The following is an 18,260-nucleotide window of genomic DNA, read 5'->3' on the forward strand; positions in this document are numbered from 1 at the left end:
TGAGGTGTTCGATTCATGAGTACAAACAAAACAGGTTTAACAACCAGCTGGGGTGCCCCAGTCGGAGACAACCAAAACTCACAGACTGCCGGAGCGCGTGGTCCTGTCCTATTGCAAGATGTGCATTTGCTTGAAAAATTGGCGCATTTCAATAGAGAACGTGTACCTGAACGTGTAGTCCACGCTAAAGGCGCTGGCGCACACGGTTATTTCGAAGTAACTCAGGACGTTTCAAAATACACTAAAGCTGCTTTCCTTTCTGAAGTCGGCAAAAAGACAGATATGTTTGCCCGCTTCTCAACAGTAGCAGGTGAAAACGGTTCTGCGGATACAGTTCGCGACCCACGCGGATTCGCTTTGAAATTCTACACAGAAGAAGGAAACTACGATCTAGTCGGAAACAACACGCCGATCTTCTTTATCCAAGACGCGATCAAATTCCCTGACTTTATCCATACACAAAAACGCGATCCAAAAACGCATTTGAAAAACCCTAACGCAGTGTGGGACTTCTGGTCATTGTCACCTGAATCCTTGCACCAAGTTACTTACTTGATGGGTGACCGCGGAATTCCTGCAACACTTCGCCACATGCACGGTTTCGGAAGCCACACATTCAAATGGACTAACGCTGAAGGCGTATCCCATTGGGTGAAGTACCACTTCCTGACTGAACAAGGCATCAAGAACATCACACAGGAAGTAGCTGACAAAATTGCCGGCGAAAACCCTGATTTCCATACAGAAGACTTGTTCAACGCTATTGAAGAAGGCGACTTCCCTGCTTGGAAAATGTATGTACAAATCATGCCTTTGGAAGATGCGAACACGTATCGCTTCGACCCATTCGATGTAACAAAAACATGGTCACACAAAGATTACCCGTTAATCGAAGTTGGCCGCATGGTGCTTGACCGCAACCCTGAGAACTATTTCGCAGAAGTTGAGCAGGCAACCTTCTCACCTGGCACACTGGTTCCTGGTATCGACGTATCACCGGACAAAATGCTGCAAGGCCGCTTGTTCGCTTACCACGATGCTCACCGTTACCGCGTAGGCGCCAACCACCAAATGCTGCCGATCAACGCAGCGAAAAACCAAGTAAACAACTACCAGCGCGACGGCCAGATGAACTTTGGCAAAAACGGCGGTGGTTCAGTTTACTATGAGCCAAACAGCTTTGATGGACCAACTGAAACAGCAGCTGCTAAACCAGCTCCACTTGAAGTAACAGGTGTGACTGATTCAGTGCCATATTTCAAAGAAGATTTCTATACGCAGCCAGGCGACCTATACCGTCTGCAAAGCGCTGAAGAACAAGAGCGCCTTGTAAACACGTTTGTCGGCGGATTGAGTGCTGTAACTTATGACCACATCAAACTTCGCATGATCGAGCATTTGTACAAAGCGGATGCAGAATTCGGTTCACGCGTAGCAGCAGGATTGAACCTTCCTGTCCCTGGTCTTGCAGAAACAAAATAATTTATTGAGAATTGATGGTTAATATTCTCAATTAGCAGCCGGCCCATTTTGTGGGCCGGCTTTTTTTTGCGGTTTTTCGGTGGATTTATGGAGTTGGGCGTATTTGGCCTTGAGTTGGGCGTAAATCGAAGAAAGTTGGGCGTATTTCACCCGAAGTTGGGCGTATTTAGTACAAAGTCGGGCATAAATAAAAAAAGAGGATGCCGGCACCACTCGTGCCTGCATCCCCTCTCCATCTTTTATTCGCGTTCCATTTCGGCAACAAGCGCTTCCGCCAGATCCTTGCCGTTCTGGATGCACGCACCGATGCCGACTCCGTAATAAGATGCGCCGGCCAATCGAACATTCGGCAGCTGGTCAGCCAGCTTCCGCTCCAATCCTTCAACCGCTGCTTTATGATTCATATTATAATTCGGCATATTGCCGTCCCAGCCGGTGACTTCCACCGATTTCGGCTCCGCTGCAAGATTCAGGCTCTTGCGGATATCCTCCAGTGCAACAGCCGCCAGCTGCTGTTCGGACATCCCCTTCAATTCATCAAACCCTGGATTCGAGCTCTTATAAAATAAGCGGACCAGCAAATGACTGTCTTTTGACGTATGCTGCCATTTACGGCTCGTCCACGTGCAGGCGTTGCACCGGAGATCCGTATTATCGGAAACAATAAACCCTGTGCCGTTCTCCGGCAGTTCCGCATCTGGGATATTAAAACCTAGGTAGATGCTGATTAAAGACGAGTTGTGCAATTGATTGAATTCCGGCTCTAATTCCGGCAGATTCAAAACCTGCTGAGCCAAATGATGCGGAGTCGTCAAGATGACGTAATCCGCTTCTACTGAACCGCCATCCTCCATGCTGAGCATAACGGTTTCTCCATTTTTCTGAACCGCCACAATTCCGGTGCCTTTCATGATCGTGACATCCGTCAGCGTTTCTTCCAGCCGGTCGATCAGAACCGCCATACCCTCGTCAAATGACAGGAATTTTTTATTCGCCGCACCTTGGAACTTGGCTTTATTGGCGCCCAGCCCTTTTATGATGCTGCCGTATTCGTTTTTATAGTCAGCCAGATAAGGCAAAGTCGAGGCCAGTGTCAGATCATGCAATTTGCCCGAATAGACGCCTGATAATACAGGTGCAATCTGCTTCTCGACCAGTTCTTTCCCCAAAAAGCTCTCGAGAAATTCACCGATTGAACTGTCTCGGGTGAAATGCTCATTCTTCGTTTCGAAATCCTTCAGCGCCTCCTGCTTGCCCTGTTCGGAAATCAACGTGGAACTGAACAAAGCTTCTTCATCCATCGGAATGCCGAACACCGTATCCGCCGGAATCGGATGCAGTCCGCTGTCCGTGTACAGGTAAGAGATGCCGGTGCCGTTATAAACCACGCGGTCCTCTAGGTCCAGCTCTTCGACCAGCGGCCAGACACTGCCGTGTCGCGCAACAATCGAGTCTGCCCCTGTTTCCATGATGAATTCGCCGTCTTTGACGGTGCGGATTTTGCCGCCGAGCTCTGTATTTTTTTCAATCAATACCAATTCAATATCCAAATTCTCCTGCTGCTTGAGTTTCTGAAAATAATGCATAGCGGAAAGGCCCGTGATGCCGCCTCCGATAACTGCCACTTTTTTCATGCCAACCACACTCCTTACTGTTGATTCTATTTTATCAATAAAACCGGCAACCTGCAGTCAGGGATATTTGTATTCTAAGTGAACGACTAGCAGGCGGTTTCATTTGTTAGAAGCCATGCCATAAACGTGATAGTATGGTAATAAAGTAATACGAGAATGAAGGAGAGTTTGTAAATGCAAAACCCTATCGATAAAACGATTATGGAAAGACGATCCATCACTAATTTCAAGCTGGACCCGGTCGACATCGATGAAATCATCGAGCTGCTCGATATCGCCAAATGGGCTCCTAACCATAAAGTCAATGAACCTTGGCGCTTCCTGTTGTTTGCAGAAGCCGGCAAAGAAAAATTTGTGGAGGCGTTTCTTGGCGCCGCTTCGAAAGTTAACGGCGCACCTTCACCGGCTGCGCTCAATAAAGCCGAGTATTTCCGTGACATCCCGCTTCACTTGGTCGTCGTCATTTCAGAAGACCCGCGCCAAAAACAGCGCGATGAAGACCTTGGCGCTGTCGCTTCCTTGCTTCAGAATTTCCAGCTAGCAGCGTGGGAACGCGGAATCGGCATGATTTGGCGTTCTAACGACTGGATTTATAAGCCGGAATTCCGTGATGCGCTTGGTGTTCAACCGGGCGAGAAAATTGTCGCTACAATGATGATCGGCTATCCGCAGACGGTTCCGCAAAAACGCGAACGGACTGCTATTCGCGAGAAATTGACGATTATTACAGAATAGCCAGCTTGTAGGAGGACTCTGATTTTCAGAGTCCTTTTTGTTTTGTTTTTAAATTTCTTTTTGGAAAAAGGCTTCGCGGACGCGAAGCCTTCCTTTCAGGGACTGGAGTTTTTCGCGCAGCGAAAAACATCCGCTGTTGAACCTGCACTTTGAGTGAGGGCGAGTTGTTGGAAATCGCTCCATCCTATTTTTGTTATAAACTGCAGATTATTGGCACTCCGCACATATTTTTCTCTCAGCGCACATAAATTCCGTTTTCCGCACATAAAAGTCAGAAAAACAGAAAATACGCTTCCCAAGCTAGGCACATCAAAAAAAGATGGCGCAAAATCTGCGCCATCTTCTTATTTCAACACCGACATTGCCCCAACTGCTCCTGAGTATTCCCCGTTCTCCAGAAACAGCGGTACGGCGCCCCTTAAAACCGTGTAGCTTTCCACTACTTCTTTTAATAATGGATTATGGAAGAAAGACGAGCCGATATAGATGATTGTGGAATTATTGCATTGCTTCGCCGCATGCACGCTTACGGTGCTGACCGTTTCGCCGACCAGGCCGATGACAGCGGCAAGCAATTCCTCTTTTGATAATTCGTGCGCGACTTCAAAGATTTTATTGCCGAAATTACTGGCTGTCAGCTCGCCGGAAATCGGCGGCGTTTTTCCTTCGTAGATATGTTTCACTTTCAAGTCGATCCGATCACGCGAACCATTGCGCGCCAAAGAAACCATTTCTTCATAATCCATCACGCCGGTCAGCAATCGGCTTAATCCGACCAATGTACCGCCGCCAATCCCGGTGCCGCCGATGCGTTCCTGCTGATTGTTTTCGACACAATGGATGGAAGTTCCCGTTCCCACGTTCGTTAACAAATAGGAATCATCATCGCGGCCCATTTTTTCCAGCAGGAATTGCACACCCAAATGAGTCGCTTCGAATTCAACCATTTCCCGCGCTTTTTTATTCAATAAAGAAAGAAGGACACCCGACTTTCCTCCAGTAATGCAAATGTCACCATCGCTCAAACTGTTTACCCATGCAGCCACTTGCTGAATTTCCGCAATTGGATACTTGGCAAAGTGGGGCGTTCCATTTTCGGTGTACGCCACTTTGATCAGCGTACCTCCTGCATCTATTCCGACAATCATACTTGCACCTGCTCTTTCCCGCATTTCAACCTTCAAAACGCCAGCTAGTTGTAAATCACATGATGAAATTCTACCACAATAATGAATTTCATGGGAATCTCTTGCCCGTGTTTTGCTGCAGAGCCAGGTGCCAGCAACTTATTGGTCTAAACCTTGCTGCATCGAAATACCATAAGACGAGTTGAACAGCTTAAACAATTGCTCAAATTTACTCAGGATATCGAGCGCCAACAAGCCGTTGCCCTCGGCCGTTTTCGGATAACCTAAAGGCACTGTGCGCCGGACCAGCTGGGCATAGAGTTCCGCTTCTGTCAGGTCACGGGCGAATTCATTTTCAGCGATGTTCTTAATCAGCGCCAAAGCCCCTGAGACGTGAGGCGCAGCCATGGATGTCCCAGAAAGACTGGCGTATTTGCTGCCGGGATATGCAGAATAGATATCAGTGCCCGGTGCCACCAGATCAATCTCATTATTGGTGTTGCTGAACGGGGCAATCTTGCGTCTGAAATCGACCGCTCCCACTTGAATAACTTCACCATAGGCGCCAGGGTAGGCGAATTCATCAGTTTGCGGACTGTCGTCGCCTTCGTTTCCAGCGGCACAAACAACTGGGATGCCTGCGTCCACTGCCCGTTTCACCGCTTCATACAGTTCCGGAATATCCTGCGGACCGCCAAGCGACATCGAGATGACACTGGTCTTTTCACCGTTCGGGCCAGTCCAATCCACCGCATAATGGATGCCTTTGATAATCCCTTCATAATCGCCGTTGCCTTCGCCGCTCAACACTTTTAAAATAAGCAAATGCGCCTCTGGAGCCACTCCTGCTATACCACCGGTTTCCTGATGCGAGGCGGCTGCCGTACCCGCTACATGCGTGCCGTGGCCATTATTATCATCAAAATTAGATGGATCCCCGTCAAAATCCGGTGTAAAATTTCTCCCTTCAATAATGCGGTCTTTCAGATCCGGGTGGTCGGGTTGGCAACCTGTATCCAAAATCGCGATGACATTCCCTATTCCTTTTTTCGCTGCCTCCCACACGGCGGGTGCCTGAATCATCCGGACGCCTTCCGGAATCTGCGGCGCTCTCGATGAAATTTCTTCTATACGATATGGTATCAAATGAATATCCGGCATATTAACTCCTCCTTCTGCTTTTAAAGAAATAAAACCCGGCAATAACGCTGCCGGGTCTGATTCACATTTCACCCAGCATCCAGACGCTGCCACGTCCGTTCGGCATAAGGTTGATTCGCATTATAATTGTTTGAAACCGCCTGTATTGGCGCGTACTTTGACTTCCGCAAATTTCTTCGCATCGATTTCACGTGAAACGAGCGTACCGACAAATCCTCCGATAAAGCCGAGAGGAATGGAAATGATCGCCGGGTTAGTCAACGGGAACAATGGTGTTCCAGTAAAAATCGCCGCTCCAACTTCCGGGCTCAACACACTCGGGCTGACCGAGACCAGCACCAAAGCGGAAATCAATCCGGTCAGAATCGCTGAAACCGCCCCTGCGGTATTGAATTTTTTCCAGAATATCGTGTAGACGATAACCGGCAAATTGGCACTTGCAGCAATACAGAATGCCAAGGAAACCAGGAAGGCTACGTTCAGGCTTTGAGCAAAAATCGCCAGGAGGATCGAGAATACCGACACACCTACTGAAGCATAACGCGCGGCAAGCATCTGCTGGCGTTCTGTCGCTTTGCCTTTTTTGATGATTTGGCCGTAAATATCATGGGCAAAAGCGGACGCTCCTGTCAGCACAAGCCCCGCTACAACAGCCAGGATTGTGGCAAATGCCACTGCCGAGATGAACGACATGAGAACATCTCCACCCAGGGCCTGTGCAAGCAATGGAGCAGCCATGTTTCCGGCAGGATTTGTCGAAGTAATCAAGTCAGCACCGACAAATGCTGCAGCGCCAAATCCAAGGAAAATGGTCATGACATAGAATATACCGACAATCCATGTTGCCCACATAACTGAACTTCTCGCTGTTTTTGCGTCTCTGACTGTAAAGAAGCGCATCAGAATGTGCGGAAGGCCTGCAGTACCGAGCACTAAAGCCAGCATCAGCGAAATTGTATCCAATGGAATTTCATATTTCACGCCGGGTTTTAAATAGGCTTCTCCATGAGGTGTCGCTGTCTTCATTTGCGTGAACATTTCCATGATGTTGAAGTTGAAATTCTTTAGAACCAGGAACGACAGGATGACTGTCCCTAACATCAGTAACACAGCTTTGATGATCTGCACCCAGCTTGTTGCAGTCATGCCGCCGAACAATACATAAATTGTCATCATGATTCCGACAAGCAGCACGGCCCATATATAATCGATGCCGAATAATAGCTGAATCAGCGCGCCTGCTCCCACCAACTGGGCAATCATATAGAAGATAACGATTGTAATCGAGCTGAGTGCAGCAGCACCACGGACTTTTTTAGCATTGAATCTGGCGTTGATCATATCTGCCAGCGTATATTTACCGAGATTTCGCAGCGGTTCAGCCACAACGAATAACACCACAAGATAAGCCACTAAATAACCTATTGAAAACAGGAATCCGTCAAAACCGAATAAGGCGATCGCCCCCGCAATACCAAGGAACGACGCGGCCGACAAGTAATCTCCCGCTATTGCCATACCGTTTTGCCAACCAGTCAGTCCGCCGCCGGCTGTATAGAAATCGCTGGCGGAGTTCGTTCTTTTAGCTGCAAAGTATGTAATCACCAAGGTCATCGCGACGATGACCAAAAATATAATTATGACCGTAGCATTCATCGGATGTCCTCCTTCTCTTCATAACCAAATTCTCCCAGTGTTTCTTCGGCCATTTTGTCGAATTGGGCCGCCTGTTTCATGTAAACGGTTACAAGAATCCACGTCATAGCGAACAATCCGAATGCAAACACCCACACCCACGGAATATCTCCGACAATCGGGGCATCCAGCCAGTTTGTATAGGAAATGACAATATTAAAAGCCAGGTATAACCCTAAAAATAAAGCCGTAGCGGGAATGAGAAACAGTTTCTTTTTGCGCATCAGGTTCTTGAACCCTTCAGATCTCTCAATTTTTTCAAAATCCGGCACTTCTAGAGCCCCTCTCGTGTCAACCGGTTTTACTTCAATTCCTTCTTTCGTAACGGGGCCTTGCAAAACTTCTCCAGTAATTGATTTTGCCACTTATTCTTCCCTCCAATTAATTAAATATTTTTAATTTAATGATAATTAAATCACTAACATACCGACCGGTCAATAAAGAAAGAGCAAAAAGTTAAAAACAGTTCTATATTCCATAAATTTTAAATATTATCCAACTATTAGGAGGACTTTTGTCACCTGCTGAATCTAAAAGTCCTAATATAGAAAAAAGCCCACCTAAAAGGTCAGCTTTTCTGAATTAATTGCATCCGTTGATTGAAAAGGGTTGGATAAGATAAGAAGCCGAGCATCACACTGGTGACGGATGCTGTTGTCAGCAACAGGAACATAATCAGCAACTGGAATTGCACAGCCTGAATCGGGTCGGCACCTGCGATAATCTGGCCGCTCATCATGCCGGGCAATTGCACAAGCCCCACCGTTTTCTGGCTTTCAATCGTCGGAATCATACTGGCTTTGATGGAATTGATCAATTGGGTATGGATGGCCTGTTTCGGCGTTCCGCCAAGCGATAAAACCAACTCCGTTTCATCCTGATGGGATTCAACTTCCGCCGTAAACCGATTAAGGAAAAGAATCGACAGCACCATCGAATTGCCGATGACCATACCACTGATTGAGATAATGTACTGGGCTGTAGGCGGTGTAATATCCAGTCCGATCAGAATCCCCTGAGTCAACACTTCAACAAAAATAAGCGTAACAGCCACTTTCCAGGTGATCCCTTTGATGGAAGCGCCTTTATTCCTCGCGTTATGCGTAGCGGCGACGATCATCAATGTCACCATCAGGAAGATATATAGAAGGCTTTCCGAATCAAAAACGAATTTCAGGATGAAGCCGACAAGCAGCAACTGGATGATTGAACGGACGGTGGCGATAATGGTATCCCGTTCAAGTCCGAGATTCAGTGTTTTGGAGAGGACGAGCGGAATCACAACAAAAATCAGCGTAATCGATAACGTTAGATAAGTCATTGCGCTCCCCCCTGAACAAATGATTTCACCCGGTCGTTGGCCGGTGACCGCAATAATTCGCTTTCCCCGGTTTCGATCACTTCACCGTCCATCATCACCCAGGTATAGTCCCCTATGTCGAGCGCCTGCTGGAGGTTATGTGTAATCCAAATGATGGTTGTGCCATATTTCCGATTGATCAAGGTGATCAATTCTTCCACTTCCTTCAATGAAGTGCGGTCCAGTGAAGAAGTAATTTCATCGAGCAGCAAAATTTCCGGTTTATTGACCAGCGTTCTGGCAATGGAAACTTTCTGCTGCTGCCCGCCTGAAAGATCCGTAACTTTCCGGTCCAAAAATTTTTCGTCCAGTCCAACATCACGCAACAGGCTTTCCGCTTCTTTTTTGTCGTATTTTTCTCCACGCAATTCCACTGGAAGTGCTAGGTTCTTATAAACTGTGCCACTGACCATCGGAGCGCTTTGCAATGCAATGCCGACTTTCCGGCGGAGCTCGACGGGTTCAAAACTGTCAATCCCTTTATCTTTAATGTAAATCTCGCCGGATTCAGGCGACAATAAGCCGTTGCATAACTTCAGCAAGGTTGTCTTGCCTGCACCTGACGGGCCAACGAGTGTCGTAATTTTGCCTTCCGGAAAAGAGCCTGTTATCCCCCGCAATATTTTATTGCCGTCTATAGAATAATCCACATGGTTAAAATGGATGGCCGGTTTGTAATCCGTCGTCACCTGTTTCCCTCCCTTAAAAGAAAAGCGATAGCGCCCGTTTAGCTCTGACAGGCAAGAGATGGACCAAATGCAATTTGGGGCATCTCTTTGCGACGAAGCTAGCGCAGCGATGCAGGAGCAATACGGGCTTAGACCGATCAGCAGAGTGGCGTCTTTTGCCACGGCAGCTGAGTCGGCTTATGACCCGAAGAGCTGGGCCGCTGGAGCCTGGACAGAAATCCGCTCGTTTTAACGCTTTTTCAAACATAATAAGTGTATACCTTCTTAACCTTAAAAGAAAAACAGCACACAGTCAGCAGTGTGCTGTTTTATCTCATTACTTATTCAGCTTTCTTACTCTTCCATTTTCCGCGTTGCGAATTCGTCATCCATTTTCAGGAAGTACTCGCCGCCTTCTTCGATGCCTCGAACACGCGTTATAATATCGCGGAATGTTTTTTCTTCTTCCATCTGCTCTTCTATGAACCAGTCAAGGAAAGATAAAGTCGCATGCTCCTGCAACTCGTCCGCCAATGTCACCAATGCATAAATATTGCTGGTTACATCTTTTTCCTGCGCCAATGAACTTTCAAGAACATCAATTGCGCTTACAAAGTGATTTTTTGGTTCAGCCAAACTTTGCAGCACCGGCTTTTCATCCATTGCAGTCAAGTAATGATAGAACTTCATAGCATGGAAATGCTCTTCGCGAGATTGCACCAAATAGAAATTGGCAAATCCGTGATATCCTTTTTTCGAGAAATAAGCTGCCATTGCCGTATAGGCATGGGCTGCCTGCAATTCGTTATTAAACTGATCGTTCAACGCATTTGTAAGTTTTTCAGGTAACATGTACAATTCCTCCCTTTTCTAAATAATAATTATTCTAATGTAGACAATATACCATACCCCTTAAACAAAAGAAAGTAATTGAGAATATATGTTTTCAATTGATAATGATAATCATTTATAATCCTATACATCTTCTTCTAATCGATAATTATTATCGTCTGTAAAAATAGTTTGATTTCAAGGGAACTCTTTACTTACTTTTAGTAACTGAATGTAGTACGATGTTTTTATTACAGATTTATATTGGGGGAATCCAAATGACACAGATGAAACTGGAACCGCAGGTGTTTGCGGTCTTAAAAGATAAAATACAAATGATCAAGTCACAGGAAGGTGCTATTTACCTTGTCGGGCCAATTAAACTGCCTGTCAACCTGGACGGAGATACAATCATTTTCAATTGGTATTGCTGGCTCAACCTTGAAGAAGTCACAGAAGACTACGAAAAAATCATTGAAAAGCTTTCTTCAGCCAATCTTGCTGAATATCAGCAATCTAGCGTATTGGTTTACGGAGATTTCGAAAATAGCGAAGACGCATTGATCCGCATGCATTCCATCTGCCACACAGGGGACATTTTCGGCAGCAAAAGATGCGATTGCGGTTTCCAATTGAAACAGTCAATGAAACGCATCGCCCAGCATGGCAGCGGCGCATTGTTCTATCTGGCGAACCACGAAGGCCGCGGCATCGGCTTGTTCAGCAAAGCGATGGCCTATGTCCTGCAGGAAAATGGTTATGATACGGTCGAAGCCAACGAAAGCCTTGGATTCGTGGATGATTCCAGAAGTTACGATGATGCAATCGCTGTGCTAAGCGCCTTGCGCACAAAACCTGTAACTTTAATGACGAATAATCCAAAAAAAGTGGATGCTATAGAAAAAGCCGGTTTGTCGATTGCTTCACGCACTTCATTATGGGGGGACGAATCCGAATACAACGCCGCTTATCTCGATACGAAAGTAAAACGTTCCGGCCATATCAAAGGGGAGGACAGCGTCCATGCCAAGTCATGAATTTTATATGGACCTTGCTCTGAGTAATGCGCGGACCATGAAAGGGCAAACAGATCCCAACCCGCTCGTCGGCTCAGTAATTGTGAACCATAACCGGATTGTCGGTGTCGGAACCCATTTAAAAGCGGGTGAACCCCATGCAGAAATCCATGCATTGCGGATGGCAGGCGACCAGGCGCGCGGCGGTACGATTTATGTGACGCTGGAGCCTTGTTCCCATTTCGGGCGGACCGGCCCGTGTGCGCAGGCAATCATCGATGCAGGGCTAAAAAAAGTCGTGATTGCCGCTCTGGATCCAAATCCTCTAGTCTCCGGCAATGGTGTGAAAATGCTGGAAGATGCAGGCATCGAAGTCGTTTCCGGTATTCGGGAACAGGAATCTCTTAAAATGAATGAAGTGTTCAATAAATTCATTACCACTAAAAGGCCTTTCGTTACCTTAAAGGCGGCTTCAACACTCGACGGGAAAATTGCGACCCACTCACTCGACAGCAAATGGATTACATCTGAAGATGCGCGCCGGGATGTCCACGAATTGCGCAGCGAACATATGGCGATTCTTGTCGGCGTCGGCACAGTGATAGAAGACGACCCTGAACTGACTGCACGCATTCCGAACGGCCGCAACCCGGTTCGTGTGATTCTCGATTCTTCCCTGCGCTTGCCGTTGGATGTCAAAGTGGTTGTGGACGGCGCTGCCGAAACTTGGATTTTCACCAGCCGTACATACGACCGCTCCAAAAAAGAACAGCTTGAACAGGCCGGCATCCGTATTTTTGAAACTTCGGGCGAAACGCGAACCGATGTTAACGATCTGATGCGCATTCTTGGTGAAAACGGGATCTCTTCCCTGTTTATCGAAGGCGGCGGCACTGTCAATTCCACATTTCTGGAAAATCGGCTGATTGACAAAGTGGTGCTGTATTTCGCGCCGAAGCTTGTCGGCGGCAGCAACGCCCCTACCTTCCTTGAAGGCCGCGGATTTGAGCTGATGAAGGATGCAGTCGACTTGGTGGACGGAGAATTTACAAAAATCGGCAAAGACTTTAAATTTACCGGTTACCCTGAAAAGTGAGGAATTAAAGAATATGAAATTCGGTTTTGATGTAGACGATACTTTAATTAATTTGAGGGAATATGCTTTTCATTATTATCAGGAACAATTAGAGCAGGAAGTTGCGATTGATGTGTTCCATAAACTTGACCGCGTGGAAATCCACGAAGCATTCGGCATGACCGATGAAGAAGGCAAGGCTATGTGGAAGAAGTCAGTGGATTATATTTATTACACTGATTGCCCTGCCTATCCTGGCGCAATTGAGGTGCTGCAGCAGCTTAACGCCGAAGGACATGAAATCTACTATATTACGGCGCGTTCGGCGAAGCATGGCGAAGACACAAAAGCATGGCTGAAAAAGCAGGGATTCCCGGTGCAGGACGAACGTTTCTATTGCGGGATGAAAGACGAAGAAAAAGTGAAGATCATCGAAGAACTCGAACTGGATTATTATTTTGATGACAAGCCGGAAGTGCTTGAAACTTTGGCACGCGATGGATTAAATGTTTTTGTCAGAGACCAGTCCTATAACCGGCATATGAATCTTCCGCGCTTCAGCGACTGGGCAGAACTGCACCAGTTGATAAAAAAAGAAATAGAATAAGCCGCATGTTGCGGCAATGATACCTGTACAACTTTAAAAACGGTCTGGATTTCCAGACCGTTTTTAAAGTTGTAAACTGTTTTTCATTCCACTAAATCTTCTTCGCTCATCCCACAATAGCCGAAGGCTTCATCCAGCGTATCAAAACGGGCAATCCTTTTAACTTTGCCTTCTTTGATTTCCATAAATGTGTAGACCATGACCTGGCCGTTTTCATTTTCCCATCTGCCTTCCTGTTCATAAACAACACAATGGCCTTTGGCGTAGCGCGACTGTGTCGAAAGGCTGATGCCGGAATTTTTCACCCATTCGGCAAGCGTCTCATGTCCCGCTGACGCCCCCATCGGACCGATCAACTCGATATTGCGGTCCGAGATTTTCAGCACAGCAGCTACATCTTTTGCATTCACATTTTCTATCCATTTGTCTGCCGTTTCGATATTGGTTGTCATCCGTCCCACTCCCTTTTCGAGTCAGATTTCCAAACCCGTTTTATGCGGCCAGCATCCGTTATTACATTTCCCTTTGTACCGCCAGCCAAAACGTTCCCATAGAAAAAGCTGCCAATGGTTTTGGCAGCTTTTGTATGCATTCACATTCAGTAATCGGCATTCTTTATTTTTTTGAAAACAGTAACGAACGTCCGCGGATCATTAGGCACATTATAGGTGACAACGCCTCTATGCGTATGCAAATAAAGAAGATTCGCATCATCCGAAAAAGTTTTATACGAGATATCCCAGACATTGGTCAAATTTAAGGTTGCAGTAGGAGACACGAGGACATCTTCATATAGATGAAGGTCGAACTCGCTTTTGGTGATTTTTAACTCGCCCGCTTCAATGGAACGTTCCGTATTGACATAAGTGATAGTAGACAATAGATTTGATTGTTCCACTTCTCCGGAAGCCTCCCTTGACTCTTTTAATGAAGTCTACCCCATTTTTGAACATCAAAGCAACCAACTCGGGTTGTAAAAAAGCAGATAGACGGCATGATAGAGTAAATGATACAATTTTCACACAAATCACATCGATGAAGGAGCAAGGCTCATGGACAGTTGGTTCGGAACAAACTCCCAACATTATTTTACGCCCTTTTCGACCAGCCATCTGACTGTGCTTGCAGTGGCATTACTGGGGATAATCCTGCTTATTGCTCTCAAGAAACGTTTAGTGCCGGATTCCCGGCCCTTTCAAGTCCTGCGCTGGATTCTTTTTTCGTTATTATTAGTATCCGAGGTGTCCTATCAGTATTGGACCATTTCAAACGGGATATGGAATTTTGCCGGACACGTTCCGCTCCATCTATGCGGGATTGCTTCCATTACTGCCATGATCGGCTTATTGACCATGCAGCGAAGCTGGATACAAATTTCCTTTTATATCGGTGTTGTCCCTTCATTTCTTGCTTTAGTCACACCTGACTTGCCATACGATTATCACCATTTCCGGTTCTGGAAATTCTTTGTCCACCACACTGCTATTCCTTGGGCTTGCCTGTTTTTGGCTCTCGCAAAACCCGACACCATTACACTGCGTTCCGTCTTTAAAGTGTTTTTTCTGCTGGTTGGCTATGCACTTGTCATCGGATTCCTGGTAAACCCCTTGACCGATGCAAACTATCTGTATCTTATGCAGCTTCCGAATACCGTGACACCTTTAAGTTTTTTCGGAGACGGCATCTGGTATTACCTGAATTTAGGCATCACTGCTTTGCTGCTTTTTCTGCTCCAGAATTTCCTGTGGAACCGTTATATCAATAAAAACAGCAAAAGACTCTCCTAAGGAGAGTCTTTTGCTGTTTTTTATATAGCGAATATCATTCCTTATCAAAGTATTCATTCGTCAAGTCTCCGTTGACACCGATGCCTGCCGCGCTGCCTTCTCCCGCTGCTATCACCAGCTGGGAAGGAACGATCAAGGAAGCATCACCGGCAGCATAGACATTCCAGACGTTTGTCCGGCCGTAATCATCCGTCAAAATGCCGCCGTGTTCACTCAGCTTGCAGCCAAGCTCTTTGGCAAAAGGCGTCGCATGGCTCCATAATGGAGTGGTAAACCCGCCTTCCCGATCCACCAGTGTACCGTCTTCAAGTCTGACGCTACGTAATTGTCCGTTTTCACCTTCCAAGCCATCAATAATTTCTTCACGGACTGTTATTCCTTTTGCCTGCAGCTTGGCTTTTTCCCCTTCTTCCAGTCGCCCAATGCCATTGGTAAAGACGACAAGATCTTTGCTCCAGGTATATACTTCTTTCGCTAACTTGAATACCATTTTATCAGCGATGATGGCCAATGGTTTGTTTTGGAGTTCCCATCCATCACAATAAGGGCAGCTGAAAAGGCTCGTGCCGTAGAATTTTTCGATGTCCGGGATGTTCGGCAATTCTTCTTTCAAGCCTGCTGCAATAATGATTTTTATACTGTGAAAAGTATCGCCGTCTTCGGTATCAAGCTGGTAATGACTTTCGGTGATGCGCTTAATATCGGTAATCCGTTTTTTCTTTATTTGCACACAGTCGTATTTCGCAATATCTTCCCGTCCGAGCCTTTTCAATTCTTCCGGTTGGATGCCGTCGCGTGTCAAAAAGCCGTGCGCTTCTCTCGTCACCAGATTACGTCCGTGGTCGTCATCAAACAACAGCGTATTTCGTTTCGAACGGCCGAGCACCAAAGCTGCGCTCAATCCCGCTGGTCCTCCGCCAATTATGGCACAATCATATATCAAGCCTTCCACCTCTTCCATTAAAGCTTTTTCCGTGGTTTTCCCTTATCTTCCAGTTCATAAACTTTCTATAGAACAACCAAAAAACGCAACAAAAAAACCGATTCCTGAAAAACAGGAACCGGCCTTTATTTATTTTAATGGATTTAAAATTTCCGTTAATGTATCGATGAAAAATTCATTTTCTTCATCTGTACCGATTGTTACACGGATATGCTCAGGCAAGCCCCATGTCTTGCCGTAGCGAACAATAATGCCTTTGGCCATCAGTTGCTGATAAATATCTTCTCCATTCGGCCCGACTTGAACCAGGATGAAGTTGGCAGTTGTTTCGGTATAATGCAGCCCGAGTCTTTCAAAATTCTTATACAGGAAATTGCGTCCTTTTTTATTGGCATTGAAGGATGCAGTGACGTGCTCCGTGTCAGTGATTGCTGCCGACGCTGCAATTTGCGCCAATGTATTGACGTTGAAAGGTTCTTTCACTTTCAGGATGGACTTGATGATTTCTTCCGATGCGATGCCGAAACCGATTCGGACACCGGCGATGCCATAAATTTTAGAGAAGGTCTGCAAAGCGATTACAGGTTGTCCCTCAGCTACAAATTCAAGACCGTCCGTATAATCTTCTTCATCAGCAAACTGGCTGTAGGCCCCATCAAATACCACCAATATATCTTTCAGCTCTGCCAATAAACGCGCCATTTCTTTTTTGGCAATATAAGTGCCTGTAGGGTTGTTCGGCGAACAGATATAGATAATTTTTGTTTTCTCAGTAATTGCTTCGAGCAGTTTATCCACATTGTATTGGAAACCTTCATTGAAAGGCACTTGTTTTACGACCGCTCCCATAATATGCGCTCCGAAATCGTACTCACTGAATGACGGAGAAGGCACAATAATTTCGTCCCCTTGTTCTAAAAAGGCTTCAGAAATGAGCGTAATCAATTCATCAGCTCCGTTTGTCGTGATAACCTGCTGTTTTGCAACACCGTATTGCTCGGCAATTGCCTGCCGCAAGACACTGGCATCGGCATCCGGGTAGCGGTTCAGGTCAGCGAGGCTTTCCTGTATAGCTTTGACGGCCTTAGGAGACGGGCCCAGCGGGTTTTCATTGGAAGCCATTTTGATGACACGGTCGAGCCCTAATTCTTTCTGAACTTCCCATATCGGTTTTCCTGGTGAATACGGCTGGATCACATCAAGCGTTTTGCGTGTTTTAATATTGCTGCTGTTCGTCATTCGAATTCCCCCATGATGGTTATTATTATTGAAAGAAATAATTAATTAATCATACCATCTTTTTGTATCTTAGATAATACGGAAGTATTTGTAACCTTCCCACAAATGTGGTTTACTTTAACGAGAACGATTCGAAGAGGAGAATTGCACGATGAAAAAGATGAAATTAATGGCTTTGCCCCTTTCTTTGCTGCTGTTGCTTGGTGCTTGTTCAGACGAAGATAAAGCAGAAGAAACACCTGCACCAGCGGAATCAGAAGCAGTTTCGGAAACTGTAGTCGATGACCCTGCTACGGATCTTGACCTGCCGGCTGCCGATGACGTAGTAGTCATCGTAAACGGTGAAGAAATCAAAGGCACTGTCTATAATAGCGTAGCCCGCCAACTTGAAAGCTCTGTTGCCACACAAGGCAAAAAAGCGGATGATCCGGAAGTTGCGGAGCAAGTGAAAGAACAAGCCATTTCTGTCATAGTAGGCAATAAATTGGTCATCCAGGATGCCATTGAAAAAGGGCACGAGGTGGATGAAGAAGTACTGGAACAACGTTTTGAAGACCTGAAAAATCAATTCGAAAATGAAGAGCAGATGAATATAGCGCTTAAAAGAACCGGTTTTACGCTGGATGATATGAAACAGCAGCTGCGGGATCAATTGATCTACGAAAGCTATCTTGCAAAAGAAATCGAAGGCGCTGAAGTAACAGAGGAAGATCTAAAAGAGGCCTATCAGGGCTATGTGGATTCCACTGAAGGAGAAACACCCGAATTCGAAGAAATGAAACCTATGATCCTCCAATCCTTGGAGGATCAAAACGAAAAGCAAGCCGTTTATGACCGCATCGAAGAGTTGCGGAAAGCGGCTGATGTTGAAGTGAAAATCTAACCTAAATAAGAAAACCT

The 18,260-nt window shown here is 46.1% G+C and carries 20 protein-coding genes; 8 read left to right on the top strand and 12 right to left on the bottom strand.

From position 1 onward, the window contains the following. Window positions 1-15 precede the first annotated feature (15 nt). The gene (gene katA, locus DP120_RS13705) at window positions 16-1,482 is read left to right on the top strand and encodes a catalase KatA (RefSeq protein WP_112224237.1); all 1,467 of its coding nucleotides are present in this window, start codon (window positions 16-18) and stop codon (window positions 1,480-1,482) included. A gap of 239 nt (window positions 1,483-1,721) precedes the next feature. Here katA and DP120_RS13715 read toward each other — a convergent pair whose 3' ends face one another. Next, window positions 1,722-3,116: a protoporphyrinogen oxidase gene (locus DP120_RS13715; protein WP_112224239.1), complete on the bottom strand. Its 1,395-nt coding sequence runs from the start codon at window positions 3,114-3,116 to the stop codon at window positions 1,722-1,724. A 174-nt stretch (window positions 3,117-3,290) separates the two neighbouring features. Here DP120_RS13715 and DP120_RS13720 point away from each other — a divergent pair, with 174 nt between their 5' ends. Next, window positions 3,291-3,851: a nitroreductase family protein gene (locus DP120_RS13720; protein ID WP_112224240.1), complete on the top strand. Its 561-nt coding sequence runs from the start codon at window positions 3,291-3,293 to the stop codon at window positions 3,849-3,851. 344 nt (window positions 3,852-4,195) lie between these two features. Here the strand turns inward: DP120_RS13720 and coaW are convergent, their stop codons facing one another. The 6 genes from coaW to DP120_RS13750 form a co-directional block, all read right to left on the bottom strand. After that, window positions 4,196-4,999: a type II pantothenate kinase gene (gene coaW, locus DP120_RS13725; protein WP_112224241.1), complete on the bottom strand. Its 804-nt coding sequence runs from the start codon at window positions 4,997-4,999 to the stop codon at window positions 4,196-4,198. 138 nt (window positions 5,000-5,137) lie between these two features. Next, the gene (locus DP120_RS13730) at window positions 5,138-6,139 is read right to left on the bottom strand and encodes a S8 family peptidase (RefSeq protein ID WP_112224242.1); all 1,002 of its coding nucleotides are present in this window, start codon (window positions 6,137-6,139) and stop codon (window positions 5,138-5,140) included. A gap of 120 nt (window positions 6,140-6,259) precedes the next feature. After that, a complete protein-coding gene (locus DP120_RS13735) occupies window positions 6,260-7,795 on the bottom strand; it encodes a solute symporter family protein (RefSeq protein ID WP_112224243.1) in 1,536 nt (511 codons plus the stop codon). Beyond that, window positions 7,792-8,199 (bottom strand): DUF485 domain-containing protein, encoded by a 408-nt coding sequence (locus tag DP120_RS13740; protein WP_233786002.1) that lies wholly within the window; start codon window positions 8,197-8,199, stop codon window positions 7,792-7,794. The genes DP120_RS13735 and DP120_RS13740 overlap by 4 nt, the downstream gene beginning before the upstream one ends. Window positions 8,200-8,402: 203 nt before the next feature. Continuing rightward, window positions 8,403-9,155 (bottom strand): ABC transporter permease, encoded by a 753-nt coding sequence (locus DP120_RS13745; protein WP_112224244.1) that lies wholly within the window; start codon window positions 9,153-9,155, stop codon window positions 8,403-8,405. Further along, window positions 9,152-9,883 carry an ABC transporter ATP-binding protein gene (locus DP120_RS13750; protein ID WP_112224245.1) on the bottom strand — a complete coding sequence of 244 codons (732 nt, stop codon included), beginning with the start codon at window positions 9,881-9,883 and terminating at the stop codon, window positions 9,152-9,154. Before DP120_RS13750 ends, DP120_RS13745 begins: the two co-directional genes overlap by 4 nt. A gap of 58 nt (window positions 9,884-9,941) precedes the next feature. On the opposite strand from DP120_RS13750, the gene DP120_RS18515 reads away from it, so the two are divergent. Next, window positions 9,942-10,115 carry a hypothetical protein gene (locus DP120_RS18515; protein ID WP_165843809.1) on the top strand — a complete coding sequence of 58 codons (174 nt, stop codon included), beginning with the start codon at window positions 9,942-9,944 and terminating at the stop codon, window positions 10,113-10,115. A 101-nt stretch (window positions 10,116-10,216) separates the two neighbouring features. Here the strand turns inward: DP120_RS18515 and DP120_RS13755 are convergent, their stop codons facing one another. Then, on the bottom strand, window positions 10,217-10,714 hold the full coding sequence (locus DP120_RS13755; protein WP_112224246.1) for a ferritin: 498 nt from the start codon (window positions 10,712-10,714) through the stop codon (window positions 10,217-10,219). 257 nt (window positions 10,715-10,971) lie between these two features. Here DP120_RS13755 and DP120_RS13760 point away from each other — a divergent pair, with 257 nt between their 5' ends. The 3 genes from DP120_RS13760 to DP120_RS13770 are packed head-to-tail and all read left to right on the top strand — an operon-like array spanning window position 10,972 to window position 13,391. Continuing rightward, on the top strand, window positions 10,972-11,730 hold the full coding sequence (locus DP120_RS13760) for a GTP cyclohydrolase II (RefSeq protein ID WP_112224247.1): 759 nt from the start codon (window positions 10,972-10,974) through the stop codon (window positions 11,728-11,730). After that, a complete protein-coding gene (gene ribD, locus DP120_RS13765; protein ID WP_112224248.1) occupies window positions 11,717-12,805 on the top strand; it encodes a bifunctional diaminohydroxyphosphoribosylaminopyrimidine deaminase/5-amino-6-(5-phosphoribosylamino)uracil reductase RibD in 1,089 nt (362 codons plus the stop codon). The genes DP120_RS13760 and ribD overlap by 14 nt, the downstream gene beginning before the upstream one ends. 13 nt (window positions 12,806-12,818) lie before the next feature. Then, window positions 12,819-13,391, top strand: coding sequence for a 5' nucleotidase, NT5C type (locus DP120_RS13770; protein WP_112224249.1), 573 nt, complete (start codon window positions 12,819-12,821; stop codon window positions 13,389-13,391). An 83-nt stretch (window positions 13,392-13,474) separates the two neighbouring features. On the opposite strand, the gene DP120_RS13775 is transcribed toward DP120_RS13770, so the two are convergent. Both DP120_RS13775 and DP120_RS13780 read right to left on the bottom strand, forming a co-directional pair. Then, window positions 13,475-13,843 (bottom strand): nuclear transport factor 2 family protein, encoded by a 369-nt coding sequence (locus DP120_RS13775; protein ID WP_112224250.1) that lies wholly within the window; start codon window positions 13,841-13,843, stop codon window positions 13,475-13,477. A gap of 146 nt (window positions 13,844-13,989) precedes the next feature. Continuing rightward, window positions 13,990-14,289: a hypothetical protein gene (locus DP120_RS13780; RefSeq protein WP_112224251.1), complete on the bottom strand. Its 300-nt coding sequence runs from the start codon at window positions 14,287-14,289 to the stop codon at window positions 13,990-13,992. A 154-nt stretch (window positions 14,290-14,443) separates the two neighbouring features. On the opposite strand from DP120_RS13780, the gene DP120_RS13785 reads away from it, so the two are divergent. After that, window positions 14,444-15,178, top strand: a complete 735-nt coding sequence (locus DP120_RS13785; protein WP_112224252.1) for a YwaF family protein — start codon at window positions 14,444-14,446, stop codon at window positions 15,176-15,178. Window positions 15,179-15,212: 34 nt separating this feature from the next. On the opposite strand, the gene DP120_RS13790 is transcribed toward DP120_RS13785, so the two are convergent. Further along, window positions 15,213-16,139: an NAD(P)/FAD-dependent oxidoreductase gene (locus DP120_RS13790; protein WP_112224253.1), complete on the bottom strand. Its 927-nt coding sequence runs from the start codon at window positions 16,137-16,139 to the stop codon at window positions 15,213-15,215. Between the two features lie 111 nt (window positions 16,140-16,250). After that, window positions 16,251-17,360: a histidinol-phosphate transaminase gene (gene hisC / locus DP120_RS13795; RefSeq protein ID WP_112224254.1), complete on the bottom strand. Its 1,110-nt coding sequence runs from the start codon at window positions 17,358-17,360 to the stop codon at window positions 16,251-16,253. Between the two features lie 151 nt (window positions 17,361-17,511). Between hisC and DP120_RS13800 the strand changes: the two genes are divergently transcribed. Continuing rightward, on the top strand, window positions 17,512-18,243 hold the full coding sequence (locus tag DP120_RS13800; RefSeq protein ID WP_112224255.1) for a SurA N-terminal domain-containing protein: 732 nt from the start codon (window positions 17,512-17,514) through the stop codon (window positions 18,241-18,243). Window positions 18,244-18,260: the final 17 nt, after the last annotated feature.

The sequence above is a fragment of the Planococcus halotolerans genome (assembly GCF_003289955.1).
Lineage (GTDB): Bacteria > Bacillota > Bacilli > Bacillales_A > Planococcaceae > Planococcus > Planococcus halotolerans.